The organism is Promicromonospora sp. NPDC023987, from assembly GCF_040639055.1.
Lineage (GTDB): Bacteria > Actinomycetota > Actinomycetes > Actinomycetales > Cellulomonadaceae > Promicromonospora.
This window is the reverse complement of sequence record NZ_JBEZZF010000008.1, coordinates 58791-77023: the sequence shown is the minus strand read 5'-3', so window position 1 is coordinate 77023 and position 18233 is coordinate 58791. Positions and strand designations below refer to the sequence as shown.

The following is an 18233-nucleotide window of genomic DNA, read 5'->3' as shown; positions in this document are numbered from 1 at the left end:
CTCAATGCCGGACCGGTCGGCGAGTTGAAATTGATAATGGTTATCACTACTGTCACGGCGTGACCGCACGCGTGCACGCCTCTGTGGCGCCGACCTCGAGCAGCCCTCCTGGTTCCTCGTTCTCGATCCGACGCCACCTCGTGCGACGGACCGCCTTGTCCTGCGCGATCCTGGCCCTCGGGATCGCCGTCCTCGTGGTCGTCTCCGGTGCGGTGGGCTCGGTCGAGGTGACCCTCGCCGAGGCGGCGCAGATCACGGCGGGGCACCTGGTGCCGGGCATGCCGTGGATGTCGGACGGGACCCTTACGCCGTTGCAGGACCAGGCCGTGTGGCAGTTCCGGCTGCCGCGGACGCTGCTCGCGGGGCTGGCCGGAGCGGGTCTGGCGCTCGCGGGCGCGCTGATCCAGGTGACGGTGCGCAACCCGCTGGCCGAGCCCTACATCCTCGGGGTGTCCTCGGGCGCGAGCGTGGGCGCCGTGCTGGTGATCGTGTTCGGCACGGGCGTGCTCGGCGGACTCTCGCTGAACGTGGCCGCGTTCGTCGGGGCGCTGGCGGCGTGCGCGTGCGTGGCGGCCCTTGCGCGGAAGGGCGGCGAGCTGTCGCCGACCCGGATGATCCTCGCCGGCGTGGCCCTCGGCACGCTGTTCAGCGCGGTGACGAGCTACCTGACGATCTCGACGGACGCCCAGAACGTCGTCAGCATCATGTTCTTCCTGCTGGGCAGCGTGTCGGCGGCGACCATGCCGAGCCTGATCGGCCCGGCGATCGCCCTCGTGGTCGCGTGCCTCGTCGCCGCCGGCACGTCGCGCTCGCTCAACGCACTGATGACGGGCGACGAGTCCGCGACCGCGCTGGGCGTGGACGCCACCCGGCTGCGCGGGCTGCTCCTCGTCGTGGCCTCGCTGCTGACCGGCACCGTCGTCTCGGTCGCCGGCGGCATCGGCTTCGTCGGGCTCGTGATCCCGCACGTCGCCCGCATCGTCGTGGGCGCCGACCACCGGCGGATGCTGCCGGTCACCGTGCTGGCGGGCGCGGTGTTCCTGATGACCGCGGACCTGCTGGCGCGCACCGTGGCGATGCCGACCGAGATCCCGCTCGGCATCCTGACGGCGTTCGTCGGGGCGCCGTTCTTCCTCTGGCTGATGCGCCGGGGCGGCGCCGACCGGGCGGGGTTCGGACGATGAGGGTCGAGTTCGACGACGTCTCCGTGGTCCTCGGCGGGACCGAGGTGGTGCACGGCGCCTCGCTGACCGTCGAGCCGGGCACCGTGGTGGGCTTGGTCGGCCCCAACGGCAGCGGCAAGTCCTCGCTGCTGCGTACCCTCTACCGCACCGTCCGGCCGAGCCGCGGCGCGGTGCGGGTCGACGGCACCGACGTGCGCACGCTCTCCGGGCGACAGCACGCCCGGCAGGTCGCGGTCATGCTGCAGGACCCCAACACCGACTTCGACCTCAGCGTGCACGAGGTGGTGCTCCTGGGCCGGGCACCCCATCACGCCTCCTTCGGGCGGGACACGGCCGAGGACCTGCGCGTCGCGGACGACGCCATGCGGCGTGCCGGGATCGACGACCTGGCGGGACGCATGGTGGGCACTCTCTCCGGCGGCCAGCGCCAGCGCGTCATGCTCGCGCGGGCACTGACGCAGCAGAGCCCGGTCCTCGTGCTCGACGAACCGAGCAACCACCTCGACATCAACCACCAGCTCGAGCTGATGAGCACGGTCCGCAGCCTCGGCCGCACGGTGATCGCCGCGCTGCACGACCTCAACCTCGCGGCGCAGTACTGCGACCGCGTCGTGGTGCTCGACGCCGGAGCCGTCGCCGCCGACGGACCACCGTCCGTGACCTTCACCCCTGAGCTGGTCCACGCCGTCTTCGGCGTGGAGGCGCGCGTCCTCGAGGACGCTCACGGCCGCGTCCTGGCCTTCCGGCAGCCGCAGTCCGGCTCCCACCCGCCGGGGGCCGCTCCGGTTCCCGCACCCGTGCACACCGAAAGCGAGATCTCGTCATGACCCGACGCCACCGTCGTACGCCCGCCACCGGCTCCGTCGCCACGCTTGCCGCGGCCACCCTGCTCCTGTCCGCCTGCGGGTCCGGTGTCGCCCCGGCATCGGGACAGGCGGCCGGCGGGGATCCGGTCAGCGTGGACAACTGCGGCCGGGACGTCGTGGTCGACGGCGTTCCGGGAGCGGTGGTCGGCATGCACCCGTCCCAGACGGAGCTGCTGCTGCGCCTCGGCCTGGCCGACGGCCTGGCGGGCCAGGCCCAGGCGACCACGCAGGCGCTGCCCGACGACGTCGCCTCGCTCGCGGCGGACGTCCCGGTGATCGGCGGCGAAGCACCGCCCAGCCGGGAGGACCTCCTCGCGGTGCAGCCCGACTTCGTCTACTCGCCGACCACCTACGAGTTCACCGCCGAGCAGGGCTTCGCGAGCATCGAGCAGCTCCAGGACGCGGGCGCCGCCGTCTACGTCGCCACCGGGGGATGCGCGGACCGCCGGATGACGGGCGAGGTCACCGACCTCTTCACCGACCTGGAGGACCTGGGCGCGATCTTCGGCGTCGAGGACACCGCCGCCGACCTGATCGCCGAGAGCCAGGCCGAGCTCGACGAGGTCTCCGCCGCCGTCGCCGACGTGGACGGGCTGCGCGTCGCCCAGGTGTATGTCGACGGGACGTCCCTCTCCGCGATCGGCGCGGGCGTCGAGTACGACATCCTGCGGCTGGCCGGTTCGGACAACGTCTACACGCCCGAGCAGCCCGCCTTCGCCGACTTCTTCGCCGCCGAGATCACCCCGGAGTCCCTGGCCGCCGAGGCGCCCGACGCGCTCGTCTTCTCCGTGTCCGACGCCGAGCACGAGGCGGCGGCCCGCGAGTACCTCACCAGCACGTTCCCCGACATGCCCGCCGTACGGGAGGACCGGCTGATCGCCGTCTCCGCCGCCGACGTGTTCCCCGGCACGCTTGGCAACGTCGCGGCGGTCCGCCAGATCGCGGAGGCGCTCTACCCCGAGGAGCTCTGAGCGGTGATCCATCGCCGGCTCCTGCAGCTCGCCGGTACCGTGCCGGGGCCGATCCTCGCGCTCGCCGCCGTCGGCCTGGTCCTGTCCGCCTTGCACGTGGCGTTCGCCGTCCTCGCCGGCCTGGTCGTCGCGTCGCTGGTCCGGGGCGACGGGGAGGTGGGTGCGCCGCTGACCGCGCTCGCCGTCGTCGCGCTGGTCCGCGCGGCGGTGATCTGGGCGCGCGAGCCGCTGACCACCCGGATCGGGGTGGCGGTGCGGATCCGCCTTCGGAGCCGTCTGCTGGACAAGATCGCCGCGGCTCCCGAGTCCGAGCGCCGCGCCGGACGGACCGCGGCGACCGTCATCGGCGGGGTCGACGGGCTGGACCCGTACTACACGCGTTACCTGCCGCAGCTCGTCGTCGTGCTCCTGGTCCCGGCCACGATCGTCGTGCTCGTGGCGGCGCTCGCGCCCCCGGCGGGCGCCGCGCTGGCCGTCGCCGCCGTCGTCGCCGTGCTCGCGCCCCGGCTGTGGGACGCGCGGCTGCTGCGCAACGGGCGGGGCCGCTGGGAGGCCTTCACCCGGCTGTCCGGTGACTACGTCGAGGCGCTGCAGTCGATACCGCTGCTGCGCAGCTTCGGTGCCGCGGGCCGGATCGGTGCCGACCTCGACGTCCGTGCGGAGGACCTGCGCGCACGAACCATGTCCCAGCTCCGGGTGTCGCTCGTCGAGAGCGCGCTGAGCTCACTCGCGATACACCTCGGCGTGGTCGCCGCGGTGCTCGCCGCCCTCGCCGCGGTCGTCACCGGCAGCGCGACGGCGACGACGGCGGTGCTCGTGCTGATGCTCGCCCGGGAGTGCTTCCGGCCCGTCGCGGAGCTCGGCCAGCACTGGCACGCCGGCTATCTCGGGCTGACCGCCGTGGACGGGCTCGACCGGCTCCTGTCCGCCGAGCCCGCGGTGAGCGGAGAGGGCTCGCGCACCGCTCCCGCACCCCGCGGGGCGTCGGTCGAGCTCTCTCAGGTCGCCTACCGGTACCCCGGCGCGGAGACCGGCGTGAGCGGCATCGACCTGCGGATCGAGCCGGGGGACACGGTAGCGATCCTCGGGCCGTCCGGCGCGGGCAAGAGCACGGTCGCCCGGCTGCTCGAGCGCGGCGCCGACCCGGACCGGGGCACGGTCAGCATCGACGGGACCGACCTGCGCGGCTATACGCACCGCGCGCTCCGGCAGAGCGTCGTCGTGGTGCCACAGGACCCGGTGCTGTTCGCGTGGAGCGTCCGCGAGAACCTCCGGCTCTACCGTCCCGACGCCGGGGACGCGGAGATCGAGGCAGCGGCGCACGCCGCCGACGCCCACGAGATGATCAGCGCGCTGCCCGACGGCTACGACACCGTGCTCGCCGAGAACGGTCAGCAGCTCTCGGGCGGGCAGCGGCAGCGGATCGCGATCGCCCGCGCGCTGCTCGCCCGGGCCCCGGTGCTCGTGCTGGACGAGGTCACGTCGGCGCTGGACGCGGACACCGAGCGCCGCGTCGTCGAGGGCGTCTTCGCCGACGCACCCGAGCGCACGACCATCGTCATCGCGCACCGCCTCAGCGCGGCGGAACGATGCACCCGATGGATCCGCTTCGAGAACGGACGTGTCGCGTCGACCGGGGAGGGACCCCCGGTCGTCCCCGCCCAACCCGCAGGAGCCCCACGATGACGCCAGTCCTGCGGCTCCTGCCGATCATCGCCGCCCGCCGGCGCCTCTTCGCCGAGACCGTGCTGTGGAGCGTCGTCACCCAGGCGGCCGTGCTGACCATCGCCCTCGGGCTGGCCCTGGCGGTCGGGCAGGTGGCGGCGGGCATCCCGGTCTCCCGTGGCGCGGTCACGGCCGCGCTCGCCGCTGTCTCGGTCCTGGCGGCCGTGGCGGCCTGGCGCGAGTCGTGGGTCTCGCACGGCCTCGCGTACGGGCTCATCGGCATCCTGCGCGGCCGGGTGTTCGCGGCGCTGCGGCGGGCCCTGCCGTCCCGGCGGCAGCACCACCGCACCGGCGAGCTGGTGAACACCGTCATGGGCGACATCGAGACGCTCGAATGGCTCTACGCCCACACCGTGGCGCAGACGCTCAGCGCGGCACTGATCCTGTCGGTCAGCACGGTCGTCTCGATGATGATCAGCCCGTTGCTCCTGCTCGTCTGGGTGCCGTTGCTCGTCGTCGGCGTGGTCGTGCCCCTCGTGACCGCCCGGGCCGCCCGCCGCAATGCCGAAGCGCTCGCGGACGGGGCGGCGCAGGTCCAAGCGGAGCTGCTCGACACCATCCGGGGCATACGTGAGCTGACAGGTGCCGACGCGCTGGACGCCCAGCTCGGGCGCATCACCGACGGTACTCGCGCCCACGCCCGGATCGAGCAGCGTGAGGCGGCCCGGCTGGGTGCGGAGCGGGGTATCGCCGACGCCATGTTCGCCCTCGCCGCGGTCGGGGCGATGGCAGTGGCCCTCCAGGATGCCGCCGCGATCGAGGCCGCGGCCGTCCCGCTCGCGGTCACCGTCGCGGTAGCCGGCCTCGGCCCGGCTGCCCAGATCGCCGAGCTGCTGCGCAGTGCCGGAACCCTGCGCGAGTCCGCCGCCCGGATCCTCCGCGCGCTGGACCAGCCGCCCGCCGTCGGGCCGGCTGCCACGCGCTCGGCTGCCACGCGCTCGGCCGCCGCGCGCCACGGCGAGGCAGGTCTCGTCTTCGACCGCGTGGACTTCGCCTATGCACGCTCCCGGCCGGTGCTCGACCGGTTCGACCTGCACGTGCGCCCTGGCGAGATCGTCGCCCTCACCGGCCCGTCGGGCGCCGGCAAGACGACGGCCGCGGGGCTCGTGCTGCGGCTCTGGGACCCGGACGGCGGCAGCATCCGCCTCGACGGCGTCGACCTCCGTGCGCTGCCGGAGGACCGGCTGCGCGAGCTCATCGCCGTCGTCCCGCAGTCGTCCCCGCTCCTGCACGGGACGATCCGGACCAACATCGTCCTCGGCTGGCCGGACGCCCCGGCGGAAGCCGTGCTGCGCGCCGCCCGCGCGGGGGGACTCGATGCCCCGGACGTCGGCCTGCCGCTCGGGCTGGACACGCCCGTCGGAGAGCACGGCACCGGCTTGTCCGGCGGGCAGCGGGCCCGCGTCGCGATCGCGCGGGCACTCCTGCGCGAGCCCCGGGTCCTCGTCCTCGACGAGGCGACCGCCTCCCTGGACCACGAGGCCGACACCGCGGTCCTGGACCTGCTGAACCGCTCCCGCGACCGCGCCGTCCTGCTCATCGCGCACCGGCCGGCCACGGTCGCCCGAGCCGATCGCCAGGTCGTGCTGGTGCCGGCCGGCTCCACCGCGTGGCGACCTTCGCACGTCGCGGCCACCATGAGGAGGACGGCGCGTCCGGTGGAGCCAACGCCGGGGTAGGTGCCGGCCGTCCGAGGGCGGATGAGCGTTCAGGAGAGTCAGATGAGCTCCACTCTGGTGGCCGACGGCATCGTCAGCCGGCTGGTCGATTGGGACGTCAGGCGGATCTTCGGCTACGCGGGCGACGGCGTCGACCCGATCCTGGCGGCCTTGCGCCGGCAGCAGGACCGCATCGAGCTGGTCACCGCTCGCCACGAGGAGATGGCGGCGTTCATGGCGACCGGCCACGCCAAGTACGGGGGAGGGGTGGGAGTATGTCTGGCGACGCAAGGCCCCGGCGCCGTCCACCTGCTCAACGGGCTCTACGACGCGAAGCTGGACCGGCGGCCCGTGGTGGCGATCGTCGGGCAGGTGGTGAGCAGCGCACTCGGGTCCGGCTACCAGCAGGAGGTCGACCTGCACACGCTCTTCAAGGACGTCTGTGCGCAGTACGTGCAGGTGGCGTCGTCGCCCCAACAGCTGCCGCACGTCCTGGACAACGCGTTCCGCACCGCTCTGGCCACGTCGAGCCCGGTCTGCGTGATCGTCCCGCACGACGTCCAGCAGGCCGAGGCCCCCGAGCCAGGACAGGAGCACGGGTTCGTGGTGTCCTCGACGGCCTACGCGCAGCCCCGGACGATTCCCGACGTGGCCCGGCTCGAGTCGGCGGCGGATCTCCTCGGGGCCGGCCGGCGGGTCGCGATCCTGGCCGGTCAGGGGGCCGCGGGTGCCGAGGGGCCGCTCCGCGAGATCGCCGAGCGCCTCGGCGCGGGCATCACGACGTCGCTGCTGGGCAAGCCCCTGCTCGACGAGTCGCTCCCTTACCACTGCGGCGTCATGGGGCATCTCGGCACGACGGCGTCGGCGGACCTCATGGCGGGGTGCGACACCCTGCTCATCGTCGGCAGCAACGATCCATGGACCGAGTTCTACCCCGCGCCCGGGCAGGCCAGAGCCGTGCAGGTCGACGTGGCGGCGCGCAACATCGGCACGAAGTTCCCCGTCGAGGTGGCCCTCGTGGGTGACGCGGCGAGCACGCTCAACGCCCTCGTGCCGCTGCTGCCCGCACAGCCCGGCTGGCGACCCGAGGTCGAGAGCTCCGTCACCGCCTGGCGCGAGCTGGCGGGGCAGCGGGTCGCGCAGCGGCCGGCCCGGCTCAACCCGCAGCTCGTGGTCAGCGAGCTGTCCGCGCACCTCCCGCCCGACGTGCAGGTAGCCGTGGACGTCGGGTCGGTGACGTACTGGTACGCGCGCTTCCTCCGGCTGCCGTCCGGTGCGCCGGCGCACCTGTCGAGCACCCTCGCCTCGATGGGCTCCGCGATGCCCTACGGGATCGCCGCGAAGCTGCTCCACCCCGACCGCCCGGTCGTGGTGCTGGCGGGAGACGGCGCGATGCAGATGAACGGTCTGTCCGAGCTCATCACGGTCGCCGACCGCTGGAGGCGCTGGCCGGACCCCCGGTTCGTCGTCCTGGTCCTGAACAACGGTGACCTGGCCGAGGTCAGCTGGGAGCAGCGCGAGATGGAGGGCGACCCGCGGTTCCCGACGTCGCAGACCGTGCCACCGTTCCCGTACGCCGCGTACGCGGAGCTGCTCGGGCTGAAGGGTCTGCGCGTCGAGGAGCCGGGACAGGTTCGTCAGGCGTGGACCGAGGCGCTGTCCGCGGACCGGCCCGTCGTCGTGGAGGCCGTCGTGGATCCCGACGTCCCGCTCCTGCCACCGCGCCAACCGGAGGAGAAGCTGCGGCGGACCCTGCACGGGCTCGAGCAGGAACGGGGCGGCGACCAGGCACGTGACCTGCTGCGCGAACAGCGGGAAGGTGAGCAGTAGCTGCCGGTGACGTACCGGAGGCAGCCGGCGGGACCGCACTCGACAGCCGGGACCGTACGCAGCGGGACCCCACCCGGAGGGCTCGTGGCACGCTCGCGGCTGGACGCGAACGCACGGGGCCCGGGAGGACCTGACCATGGCGGCGGACCGGCACGGCCGCAGGCGGCTGAGGGAGCTGTGGCACGAGTACGAAGGACTGATCGGAGGGACTCTCCTCTTCGGGGCGCTCGCGGTGATCGTCCTGCTGGGTTCGGGTGTCGAGCGCACACCGCTGAACTTCCTCGTCGCCCTCGCCGGGGTCGTCGGCGTCCTCGTGCTCTGGTGGGCAGGCGTGGGGCTGGTCTACATGCTCGGTCCGGCGAGCCGCACCCGGTGGCGCCGCCTGCGGACGATCCGTGCGGCCGCCCGGCGCAGTCCCGGGGCGGTGTTCGTACCCGGCTACGCCGGCCACGGCATGTCCGCGCTGGCCGACGAACGCGGAGTGCTGCCGCGAAGCTGGCGGCGAGCGTGGGCGAGCGAGCTGCAGGTGGTCCTCGCCGTGCTGCCCGACCGGGTCGAGGTCTGGGTGCACGGCGCGCAGGAGCCGCTCTGGTCGGTCCGCCGCGTCGAGCACGGCGCCGCGATCGAGCGCGGGACGGTCCAGTCGGACTACGGCCGCGACGACGACCGGGACGTGCTGTGGTTCCGCGACGGCGCGGCGGCCGCCGGCGTCTTCCCCCAGTACACGGTGCGGCTGCTGATCCTGCGGGACTACCCGGCGCTGGACCTGCGGCGCGCGCTGCGCGAGACCGGCGTGCTGCCCGACGACGTCGCGGGGTGATCGGGGCGGCGGGAGCGACGAGCTGGCGAGGAGCGCGCGCGATCACCGCGTGGTCGGCAACCGTGCGCGATACGTTGGCGCCATGCCAGTCGTCCTCCACCGTGCGTCGCGCACGGACCTGCTCGTACAGGGGCTGGGGGACCTGCTGGCCACGCCCCCGGAGGACCCGTTCGCGACCGAGGTCGTCGTCGTCCCGGCGCGCGGCGTCGAGCGCTGGCTCGCGCAGCGGCTCAGCCACCGGCTCGGCGCGGCCCCCGGGCGCGACGACGGAGTGTGCGCCGGCGTGGACCTGCGCTCGCCCGGGTCCCTGTTCGCCGAGGTGACGGGCACCCGTGACGACGACCCGTGGGCACCCCAGGCGCTGACCTGGCCGCTGCTGACGTCGATCGACGCGTGCCTCGACGAGCCGTGGGCCGCGCTGCTCGCCCAGCACCTCGGCCACGGCCTGCCCGGGGAGGAGGGTGACCTGCGCCGGGGCAGACGGCTGGCCGTCGCCCGACGGCTGGCGCGTCTGTTCTCCGGGTATGCGACCCAGCGCCCGTCGCTGGTCGCCGACTGGGCCGCGGGCCGCGACACCGACGGGTGCGGGCGCCCGGTACCTGCCGATCTCGCGTGGCAGCCGCCGCTGTGGCGCGCCCTGGCCGAGCGGGTCGACGCCGCACCGCCCCACGTCCGCCAGGCCGCCGTCGTCGAGCGGCTGCGCGCCGAGCCGGGTGCCTTCGACCTGCCGGGGCGCCTGTCGTTGTTCGGCCACACGCGCCTGGCCGCGAGCGAGGTCGAGCTGGTCGGCGCGCTCGGCGCGCACCGCGACGTGCACCTGTGGCTGCCCCACCCCTCGGCAGCGCTCTGGTCGGCGCTCACGGATCTGGGCGGGCCCGTCGACCGCGCCGCCGACCGGTCCCACGAACGCGTCGGGCACCGGCTCCTGGCCACGCTCGGCCGCGACACGCGCGAGCTCCAGCGCACGCTGTCCGCGATCGACCTCCGGGACGAGCCGGTCACCCGCGGCGAGGGCGCCGGCGACGCCCACGAACCGCCGTCCACCCTCCTCGGGATGCTGCAGCACGACCTGCGGGCCGACGCCGTCGGGGAGGCAAGCGCCCGCGTCCTGGGTCCCGCCGACCGCTCGGTCCAGGTGCACGCCTGCCACGGCCCGGTCCGGCAGGTCGAGGTGCTGCGCGACGTGCTCGTCGGCCTGCTCGCCGACGACCCGACGCTCGAACCGCGCGACGTGCTCGTCATGTGCCCGGACATCGAGACGTACGCGCCCCTGGTCACCGCGGCGTTCGGGCTGGCCGACGTCGTCGGGCCGCACGGCCACCCCGCGCACCGCCTGCGCGTGCGTCTCGCCGACCGGGCGCTGGACCGGACCAACCCGCTGCTCGCCGTCGTGGCGCGCCTCCTGGACCTCGCGGGCGGACGGGCGGGGGTCGCCGACGTCGTGGACCTCGCCCACGCCGAGCCCGTGCGCCGCCGCTTCGGGTTCCGCGACGACGACCTCGAACAGCTCGCGCACTGGGGCCGCGAGACCGGCGTGCGGTGGGGGTTCGACGCCGAGCACCGCGCCGACTTCGGCCTCGCCGACTACGGCGCCGGCACCTGGCAGGCGGGCGTCGACCGCCTCCTGGCGGGCGTCGCGATGTCGGACGACACGGGTGCCTGGCTCGAACGCACGCTGCCGCTCGACGACGTCGGCAGCGGGCAGGTCGAGCTGGTCGGCCGCCTGACCGAGCTCGTGGAGCGGCTGCGTGACGTCACCGACGCGCTCGTCGGCGGGCATCCGCTCGAGCACTGGCTGACCGTGCTCGAGGACGGCGTCGCGGCGCTCACCGCCGTGTCGGCGACCGACGCGTGGCAGCTCGCGCAGGTGCGGCGTGAGCTCGCCAGGGTGCGTGGCGACGCGCTCGACGCGGCCGTGACCCTGCGGCTGTCGGACGTGCGGGCGCTGCTCGCCGACCGCGTGGCGGGCCGCCCGACCCGCGCGAACTTCCGCACCGGCACCCTGACGGTCGCGACGCTCGTGCCCATGCGGTCGGTGCCGCACCGCGTCGTCGCCCTGCTCGGGCTCGACGACGGCGTGTTCCCGCGCGTCGGCAGCACCGACGGCGACGACGTGCTGGCGCGCGAGCCGAGGACCGGCGAGCGCGACCCGCGCAGCGAGGACCGGCAGCTGTTCCTCGACGCGATCCTCGCCGCCACCGAGACCCTCGTGGTGACCTACAGCGGCGCCGACGAGTACTCGGGCCAGGAACGGCCCCCCGCCGTACCGCTCGGCGAGCTGCTCGACGCGCTCGACGAGACGGCGCGCACGCCCGACGAGCGCCCGGTGTCCCGGGCCGTGACGGTCCGGCACCCGCTCCAGCCCTTCGACCGGCGCACCGTCGAGCCCGGCGCCCTCGTGCCCGGCTCGGCCTTCACGTTCGACCACGCCGCCCTGGCCGGAGCCCGCGCAGCGGCCGGCAGCCGGACGCCGGTGGGCCCGTTCCTGACCGCGCCGCTCCCGGAGCCCGTGACCCCGGGGGACGGTGTCGTCGCCCTCGAGGACCTGCTCGCGTTCTACCGTTCACCGGCGCGCGGCTTCCTCACCCAGCGCCTCGACGTCGGCCGGCCCTGGGAGGAGGAGCCGCTCGACGACGGGCTGCCCGTCGAGCTCGACGGGCTGGGCCGCTGGGCCGTGGGGGAACGGGTGCTGCGGGACGTGCTGGACGGCACCTCGCCCGCCGACGCAGTCCAGAAGGAGTGGCGCCGCGGGCAGCTGCCGCCCGGACGCCTGGGCTGGCGCCTCCTGCGCGGGATCGCGGACTCCGTGGGCCCGCTCGCCGAGGCCGCCACGGGACTGCGCGCCAGCCCCGCACGCGGCGTGGACGTCGACGTCGACCTGGGCGACGGCCGCAGCCTGCGCGGCACGGTGCCAGGGGTGCACGGCGACCGCGCGGTCGCCGTGCAGTTCAGCCGGCTCGGCGGCAAGCACCGCCTGCAGTCCTGGGTCCGGCTGCTGGCGCTCGCGGCGTCGGACGACGACCGCCCCTGGGTAGCCTACGCGCTCGGCAGGCCCGCGAACCCGCGGTCGCCGAAGACCTGGCAGGGCTCGCGGCTGGGGCCGCTCGACCATACGGCGGTCGACCTGCTGCGCGACCTGGTCGCGCTGCGCGACCGCGGGCTGACCGAGCCCTTGCCGCTGCCGGTCAAGGCGTCGCTGGCCTACGCCGACGCGCGCAGGACCGGCTCCGACCCCGCCGACGCGCGGTTCCGGGCCGGGCAGAAGTGGTCCGACGGGCGGTTCGACGGCGAGGGAACCGAACCCGAGCACGCGCGCGTCCACGGGCCGGGCGCCCCACTGCCCGCGACCGGCGAGGAGCCGCGGCCGGGCGAGGAGCAGGCGGGCGAGACGACCCGCTTCGGCGCGCTCGCGATGCGCGTGTGGAGCCCGCTCCTGGAGAACGAGAGGTTCAACGACTGATGGACGTCTTCGACGGTGTCTTCGATCCTGCCGGGCCGCTTCCGCGGGGCACGGCGCTCCTGGAGGCGAGCGCGGGCACCGGGAAGACGTTCGCGATCGGCGCGCTCGTGACCCGGTACGTCGCGGAGGGCGTGGTACCGCTCGACCAGATGCTCGTGGTGACCTTCGGCCGCGCCGCGACCCAGGAGCTGCGCGACCGCGTCCGCGGCGCCCTGCTCGGGGCCGAGCGCACGTTCGCCGCCGCCCTGGCGGGCCGTGACACCGGCCCGGTGGACGCCGTCGTCGCGGCGCTGCTCGACGTCGACGACGCCGAGCGGGTCGCCCGGCACCGGCGGCTGGCCGACGCGCTGGCCGCGTTCGACCACGCCACCATCGCGACGATCCACCAGTTCTGTCAGCTCGTGCTGCGCTCGCTGGGCGTCGCGGGGGACACCGAGCCGGGCGCCGAGCTGGTCGAGTCCCTGGCCGATCTCACTGTCGAGGTGGTCGACGACCTGTACCTGCGCCGGTACGGCAACGCCACCGAACCGCCGCCGTTCGACCGGGCCTGCGCGCTCAGGGTCGCGGTCGCCGCCGTCGAGGACCCGCGCGCCGCGCTCGCCGACGCCGACCCGGCCGACGTCGTCGGCTCGGCCCGTGTCTCCTTCGCGCACGAGGTGCGCACGGAGCTGGAGCGACGCAAGCGACGTCTCGGCATCCTGTCCTACGACGACCTGCTCGGGCGGCTCGCCGACGCTCTCGACCCGGCGTCCGCCGACAGTGGCGCCGCCGTCGGCGCGCGCATGCGGGAACGCTGGAAGGTCGTGCTGGTCGACGAGTTCCAGGACACGGACCCCGTGCAGTGGCAGGTGCTGGAGCGGGCCTTCGGCGCGGGGCGGGCCCAGGCCATGGTGCTGGTCGGCGACCCCAAGCAGGCGATCTACGCGTTCCGCGGCGGAGACGTCGTCGCGTACCTCGACGCCGCCCGGGGCGCCACCACGCGCGCGACGCTCGGCACCAACTGGCGCTCGGACGCCCCGCTGGTCGACACGCTCGGCGTGCTGCTGGGCGACGCGGCGCTCGGCCACGACGAGATCGTGGTGCACCCGGTGACGGCCGAGCGCGCGGGCAGCAGGCTGGCCGGCGCGCCGCACCCCGCGCCGTTCCGGCTGCGGCAGGTGCGGCGCGACGGGCTGCCCAAGGTCAAGGGCGGCATGATCCAGGTCGGCGCGGCGCGGCAGCACGTCGCGGCGGACCTCGCGGCCGACGTCGCGGAGCTCCTCGCCTCGGGTGCTACGTGGGACGGGCGCCCCCTGGTGGCCGGCGACGTCGCCGTCCTCGTCTCGGCGCGGGCGCACGGCCGGCTCGTGCAGGACACGCTCGCCGAGCGCGGCGTCGCGGCCGTGATGTCCGGCGGCGACGTGTTCGAGACGCCCGCGGCCGACGAGTGGCTGACCCTCCTGGAGGCGCTTGAGTCACCCCACCGCTCCGGCCTGGTGCGCGCCGCGGCCCTGACGTGCTTCCTCGGCCGCACCGCCGTCGAGCTCGACGCCGGCGGTGAGGACCTGACGGCTCGCGACGCCGACACCCTGCACGGCTGGGCGCTCCTTGCGCGCCATCGGGGCGTCGCCGCGCTCCTGGAGGCCGCGGAGGAGCGCGGCCTGAGCGGCCGGCTGCTCGCCCAGGCAGAGGGGGAGCGCCTGCTGACCGACGTCCGCCACCTGGGGCAGCTGCTGCACGAGCTGAGCGTCACCGAGTCGCTCGGGCTGACCGCCCTGGTGGCCTGGTTCCGGGACGAGCGGCGGCGCACCGGCACCGCCGAGCGGCCCCGCCGCCTGGACTCCGACGCTGCGGCCGTGCAGATCGTCACGGTGCACGGCAGCAAGGGGCTGCAGTACCCCGTGGTGTACCTGCCGTTCGGCTACGACAACTACGCGCGCCCGGTCGAGATCGCGCTGTACCACGACGAACGCGGCGCGCGGACGATCGACGTCGCCGGCTCCGGCGCGCACTGGGCAGCCCACGGCGCCAGGCACCGCGCCGAGGAGGACGGCGAGGAGCTGCGCAAGCTCTACGTGGCCCTGACCCGCGCGCAGTCGCAGGTCGTGGCGTGGTGGGCGCCGACGTCGAGCACCCCGACCAGCGGCCTGCACCGCCTCGTGCTCGGCCGCGTTCCCGGCACGCGGGAGGTGCCGGGGACGCAGCCGGTCAAGGACGACGCCTACGTCACGCGGGTGCTGGGGCTGCTCGAGGAGCTGGGCGGCCCCGCGGCCGAGCTCGCGGTGCCGGCGACGGCGTCCGCCCCCGTACCGGCGGGCCGCCACGTGCCGTTCGAGGCCCGCACGTTCGATCGCGCCGTCGACACCGCATGGCGGCGGACGTCCTACAGCGCGCTCATCCAGCCCGCCGCCGACGCGCCGTCCGTGGGCAGCGAGCCCGAGGCCGCTGGGAAGGACGACGAGCCGGCCGAGGCGGTCGACGAGGTCGACGAGCCCGTCGCGCCCGACGCCGCGACGTCGCCGATGGCCGACCTGCCCAGAGGCGCCGCCTTCGGGTCGCTGGTGCACGCCGTGCTGGAGGACGCCGACCCGCACGCCCCCGACCTCCGCGCCGAGCTGCTGGAGCACGTCACCGAACAGCTGCGCTGGTGGCCCGTGCCGGCGGACCCCGCGGCGCTCGCCGACGGGCTCGTGCCGCTGCACCGCACGCCGCTCGGACCGCTGGCCGGCGGCCTCACGCTCGGCGAGATCGGCCTGCCGGACCGGCTGCGCGAGCTGACCTTCGAGCTGCCGCTGAGCGGCGGGGACCTCGGCCGAGCCGCCCGGCCCGGCCGCCTCGGCCGGGCCCAGGCGAGGCTGGGGGACCTGGCCCCGCTGCTACGCGCCCACCTGCCCGCCGACGACCCGCTCGCCGCCTACGCCGACAGCCTCGGGCAGCCCGCCCTGGGCGACCAGCCGCTGCGGGGCTACCTCACCGGCTCGATCGACGCCGTCCTGCGGCTGCCGACCGGCCGGTTCCTCGTCGTCGACTACAAGACGAACTTCCTCGGCCCCGCCGTGGCCGACTACTCCCTGCCCCGGATGGCCGAGGCCATGCTGCACTCGCACTACCCGCTGCAGGCCCTCCTGTACGGCGCGGTGCTGCACCGCTACCTGCGCTGGCGGCTTCGGGGCTACGACCCCGAGACCCACCTCGGCGGGGCGCTCTACCTGTTCGTGCGCGGCATGGCAGGGCCGGACACCCCCGACGCCGACGGCAGCCCCGCCGGCGTGTTCTCGTGGCGGACGCCGGCGCCGCTCCTCGTCGCGCTGTCCGACCTGCTCGACGGCGCCGCGGGCGAGGACGCCGCATGACCCCGCCGATCGAGCGCTGGACCAGCGACGACCCGCACGACGCCCGCCTCGCGCTGGGTGCGTCCGGGCTGCTCCGCACCTTCAACCAGGCCGGGGTCCTCACGGCCGCCGACGTCCACGTCGCGCGCCGCACGGCCGACGTCGTCGGCGAGGACGACGACGCCGTGCGGCTCGCCCTGGCGCTCGCGGTGCGCGCCGTGCGGCAGGGGTCGGTCTGCGTGGACCTGGGCTCGTTCGGCGGCGGCGGGGCTGTGGGGCCCGGCGGTGACGGCGCTGAAGGCGGGGCCGGGAACGTCGACGTCCCGCTGCCCTGGCCCGCGGCCGAGGGCTGGCTCGCCCGCGTCGCGGCCAGCCCGCTCGCCGAGCGGTCGGTCGTGCGGGTCGACCTCGGCCTGCTCTACCTCGACCGGTACTGGCGCGAGGAGCAGCAGGTGCGCGACGACCTCGTCGCGCGGCTGGCAGCGCCGGCTCCGCCTGTCTCCGACGCCCTGCTCGAGGACAGCGCCGCCCGGCTGTTCCCCGGCGACGCCTACGCCGAGCAGCGCGCAGCGGCGCTGTCCACCGCACGCCGCCCGACCACGGTGCTCACCGGCGGCCCCGGACGCGGCAAGACGACCACGGTGGCCGGCCTGCTCGCACTCCTGGCCGAACAGTCCGAGCACACCGGCGGCCGGCGACTGCACATCGCGCTCGCGGCACCCACCGGCAAGGCGGCCGCACGCCTGCAGGAGGCGGTGGCCGATGCGCTCGCGGCTCGCCCGGGGGCCGGGCGGCCGGAGTTCACCGCCGACGACAGGCGCCGGCTCGCCGGGCTCCAGGCAGGCACGCTGCACCGGCTGCTGGGGTGGCGGCCCGGGTCGAGCACCCGGTTCCGGCACGACCGGGCCAACCGCCTGCCGCACGACGTCGTCGTCGTCGACGAGACGTCCATGGTCTCGCTCACCCTCATGGCCCGGCTGCTGGAGGCCGTACGCCCCGACGCTCGGCTCGTGCTCGTTGGCGACCCCGACCAGCTCGCCTCCGTCGAGGCCGGCGCCGTTCTCGCCGACCTCGTCACCGGGCTCGGCGAGCGCGACGGCGACGTCGTCGCGGCCCTCGTCACCGACCACCGGTCCGAGAGCGCCGCGATCACGCGGCTCGCCGCGGCTATCCAGGGCGGCGACCCCGAAGCGGCGCTCGCGGTCCTGACGGCGGGCGACGGCGTCGTGGAGCTCGTGCACCCCGACGACGAAGCCGGGCTCGCCGACCTCCAGGACGAGTTGACGCGGCACGCCCTCGACGTGCGCGCCCTGGCGCTGGCGGGCGACGCGGCGGGGGCGCTCGCCGCGGCCGAGCGGCACCGGCTGCTGTGTGCCCACCGCGCGGGTCCGTGGGGTGTGGCGCACTGGAACCGGCAGGTCGAGCGCTGGCTCGGCGAGGCCTCCGGGGCCTACCTCGGCGCTGCGGCCGGTACGGAGTGGTACCCGGGACGGCCCGTGCTGATCACGGCCAACGACTGCGGTCTGGGACTGTTCAACGGTGACACCGGCGTCGTGGTCGCCGAGGGCGAGAGGCTGCGGGCCCACCTGGGCGATGGTGCGTCGTTCGCCGTCTCCCGGCTCGGCGACGTCGAGACGCTGCACGCCATGACGGTGCACAAGAGCCAGGGGAGCCAGGCCGAGACGGTGACGGTCCTGCTGCCGGACGAGACCTCACCGCTGCTGACGCGCGAGCTGTTCTACACGGCGGTCACGCGTGCGCGGCGGCGCGTGCGGGTCGTCGGCACACCGGAGGCGGTGCGTGCGGCGGTCGAGCGGCGGGCGCGGCGGGCGACGGGGCTGGCGGAGCGGTTGCGGGGGTGAGCGGGGGGTGGCGGGCCGGGCGCGACGGGGCGGGTCCATCCGCCGGCTCAAGCGGCGCCTTCGGTAGCACCGCCGACGGGTTCGGTCGTGTCGACTCCCCGGAAGTCCGCGTGGAGGGCGCGTGCCCGGCGGGCGATCTCCAGGACCCGGAGCCCGATGGTCGTGGTCTGCCACCTGCCCTTGTCGTAGACCAGGAGATCGTCTCCGTAGACCGCGCGGGTGGCCATGAGGTGGTACCTGACGGTGCCGGAGTCGCGTTCGATGGCGTTGGCCGCTGCGCCGTACGAGCCCTGTTCGTGGAGTGCCAGCACTGCGAGCAGGTTCCCCGTTGTCGCTCCCTTGCTCGCCATGGGCGGCAAATCCTTCCCCTGTGCGTGATCGGCCTGGCATGCCCTTCCAACCTAGGCATGAGGTTGGGCGAACGTCAAAAAGTCCGATAGGTACTGCCTGTTTTTTCACCCCATAAGTTCACCCGCAGGATTTTTGACTCTTCCCCCGCTGGTCGACGGCTGGTTGGCTTCGGACGATTTGTTGACCTTTGCCTGA

Annotated in this window: 11 protein-coding genes; 10 read left to right on the top strand and 1 reads right to left on the bottom strand. The window is 75.0% G+C overall.

Annotated features, from left to right (window positions below; translation table 11 throughout):
• Nucleotides 1-59 precede the first annotated feature (59 nt).
• The 10 genes from AB0F40_RS06120 (at nucleotide 60) to recD (ending at nucleotide 17687) form a co-directional block, all read left to right on the top strand.
• Complete coding sequence (locus AB0F40_RS06120; RefSeq protein WP_357465238.1) at nucleotides 60-1184, top strand: iron ABC transporter permease; 1125 nt, start codon at nucleotides 60-62, stop codon at nucleotides 1182-1184.
• Nucleotides 1181-2011 carry an ABC transporter ATP-binding protein gene (locus AB0F40_RS06115; protein ID WP_357465236.1) on the top strand — a complete coding sequence of 277 codons (831 nt, stop codon included), beginning with the start codon at nucleotides 1181-1183 and terminating at the stop codon, nucleotides 2009-2011. The genes AB0F40_RS06120 and AB0F40_RS06115 overlap by 4 nt, the downstream gene beginning before the upstream one ends.
• The gene (locus tag AB0F40_RS06110) at nucleotides 2008-3021 is read left to right on the top strand and encodes an ABC transporter substrate-binding protein (RefSeq protein WP_357465234.1); all 1014 of its coding nucleotides are present in this window, start codon (nucleotides 2008-2010) and stop codon (nucleotides 3019-3021) included. Before AB0F40_RS06115 ends, AB0F40_RS06110 begins: the two co-directional genes overlap by 4 nt.
• Before the next feature lie 3 nt (nucleotides 3022-3024).
• On the top strand, nucleotides 3025-4707 hold the full coding sequence (locus AB0F40_RS06105) for an ATP-binding cassette domain-containing protein (protein WP_357465232.1): 1683 nt from the start codon (nucleotides 3025-3027) through the stop codon (nucleotides 4705-4707).
• Nucleotides 4704-6425: an ABC transporter ATP-binding protein gene (locus tag AB0F40_RS06100; RefSeq protein WP_357465230.1), complete on the top strand. Its 1722-nt coding sequence runs from the start codon at nucleotides 4704-4706 to the stop codon at nucleotides 6423-6425. The genes AB0F40_RS06105 and AB0F40_RS06100 overlap by 4 nt, the downstream gene beginning before the upstream one ends.
• A 42-nt stretch (nucleotides 6426-6467) precedes the next feature.
• Nucleotides 6468-8234 carry a thiamine pyrophosphate-requiring protein gene (locus tag AB0F40_RS06095; protein WP_357465228.1) on the top strand — a complete coding sequence of 589 codons (1767 nt, stop codon included), beginning with the start codon at nucleotides 6468-6470 and terminating at the stop codon, nucleotides 8232-8234.
• Nucleotides 8235-8370: 136 nt separating this feature from the next.
• Nucleotides 8371-9054, top strand: coding sequence for a hypothetical protein (locus AB0F40_RS06090; RefSeq protein WP_357465226.1), 684 nt, complete (start codon nucleotides 8371-8373; stop codon nucleotides 9052-9054).
• An 82-nt stretch (nucleotides 9055-9136) separates the two neighbouring features.
• Nucleotides 9137-12514: an exodeoxyribonuclease V subunit gamma gene (recC, locus tag AB0F40_RS06085; RefSeq protein ID WP_357465224.1), complete on the top strand. Its 3378-nt coding sequence runs from the start codon at nucleotides 9137-9139 to the stop codon at nucleotides 12512-12514.
• On the top strand, nucleotides 12514-15846 hold the full coding sequence (locus AB0F40_RS06080) for a UvrD-helicase domain-containing protein (protein ID WP_357465222.1): 3333 nt from the start codon (nucleotides 12514-12516) through the stop codon (nucleotides 15844-15846). The genes recC and AB0F40_RS06080 overlap by 1 nt, the downstream gene beginning before the upstream one ends.
• Nucleotides 15843-17687: an exodeoxyribonuclease V subunit alpha gene (recD, locus tag AB0F40_RS06075; protein ID WP_357465220.1), complete on the top strand. Its 1845-nt coding sequence runs from the start codon at nucleotides 15843-15845 to the stop codon at nucleotides 17685-17687. The genes AB0F40_RS06080 and recD overlap by 4 nt, the downstream gene beginning before the upstream one ends.
• Nucleotides 17688-17734: 47 nt before the next feature.
• Here recD and AB0F40_RS06070 read toward each other — a convergent pair whose 3' ends face one another.
• Nucleotides 17735-18037, bottom strand: coding sequence for a hypothetical protein (locus AB0F40_RS06070; protein ID WP_357465218.1), 303 nt, complete (start codon nucleotides 18035-18037; stop codon nucleotides 17735-17737).
• Between the last annotated feature and the right edge of the window lie 196 nt (nucleotides 18038-18233).

Coding starts and splice junctions, on each gene's coding strand:
- AB0F40_RS06095 (WP_357465228.1), top strand. CDS start 6,468: ATGAGCTCCACTCTGGTGGCCGACGGCATCGTCAGCCGGCTGGTCGAT.
- AB0F40_RS06110 (WP_357465234.1), top strand. CDS start 2,008: ATGACCCGACGCCACCGTCGTACGCCCGCCACCGGCTCCGTCGCCACG.
- recC (WP_357465224.1), top strand. CDS start 9,137: ATGCCAGTCGTCCTCCACCGTGCGTCGCGCACGGACCTGCTCGTACAG.
- AB0F40_RS06115 (WP_357465236.1), top strand. CDS start 1,181: ATGAGGGTCGAGTTCGACGACGTCTCCGTGGTCCTCGGCGGGACCGAG.
- AB0F40_RS06080 (WP_357465222.1), top strand. CDS start 12,514: ATGGACGTCTTCGACGGTGTCTTCGATCCTGCCGGGCCGCTTCCGCGG.
- AB0F40_RS06100 (WP_357465230.1), top strand. CDS start 4,704: ATGACGCCAGTCCTGCGGCTCCTGCCGATCATCGCCGCCCGCCGGCGC.
- AB0F40_RS06070 (WP_357465218.1), bottom strand. CDS start 18,037: ATGGCGAGCAAGGGAGCGACAACGGGGAACCTGCTCGCAGTGCTGGCA.
- recD (WP_357465220.1), top strand. CDS start 15,843: ATGACCCCGCCGATCGAGCGCTGGACCAGCGACGACCCGCACGACGCC.
- AB0F40_RS06090 (WP_357465226.1), top strand. CDS start 8,371: ATGGCGGCGGACCGGCACGGCCGCAGGCGGCTGAGGGAGCTGTGGCAC.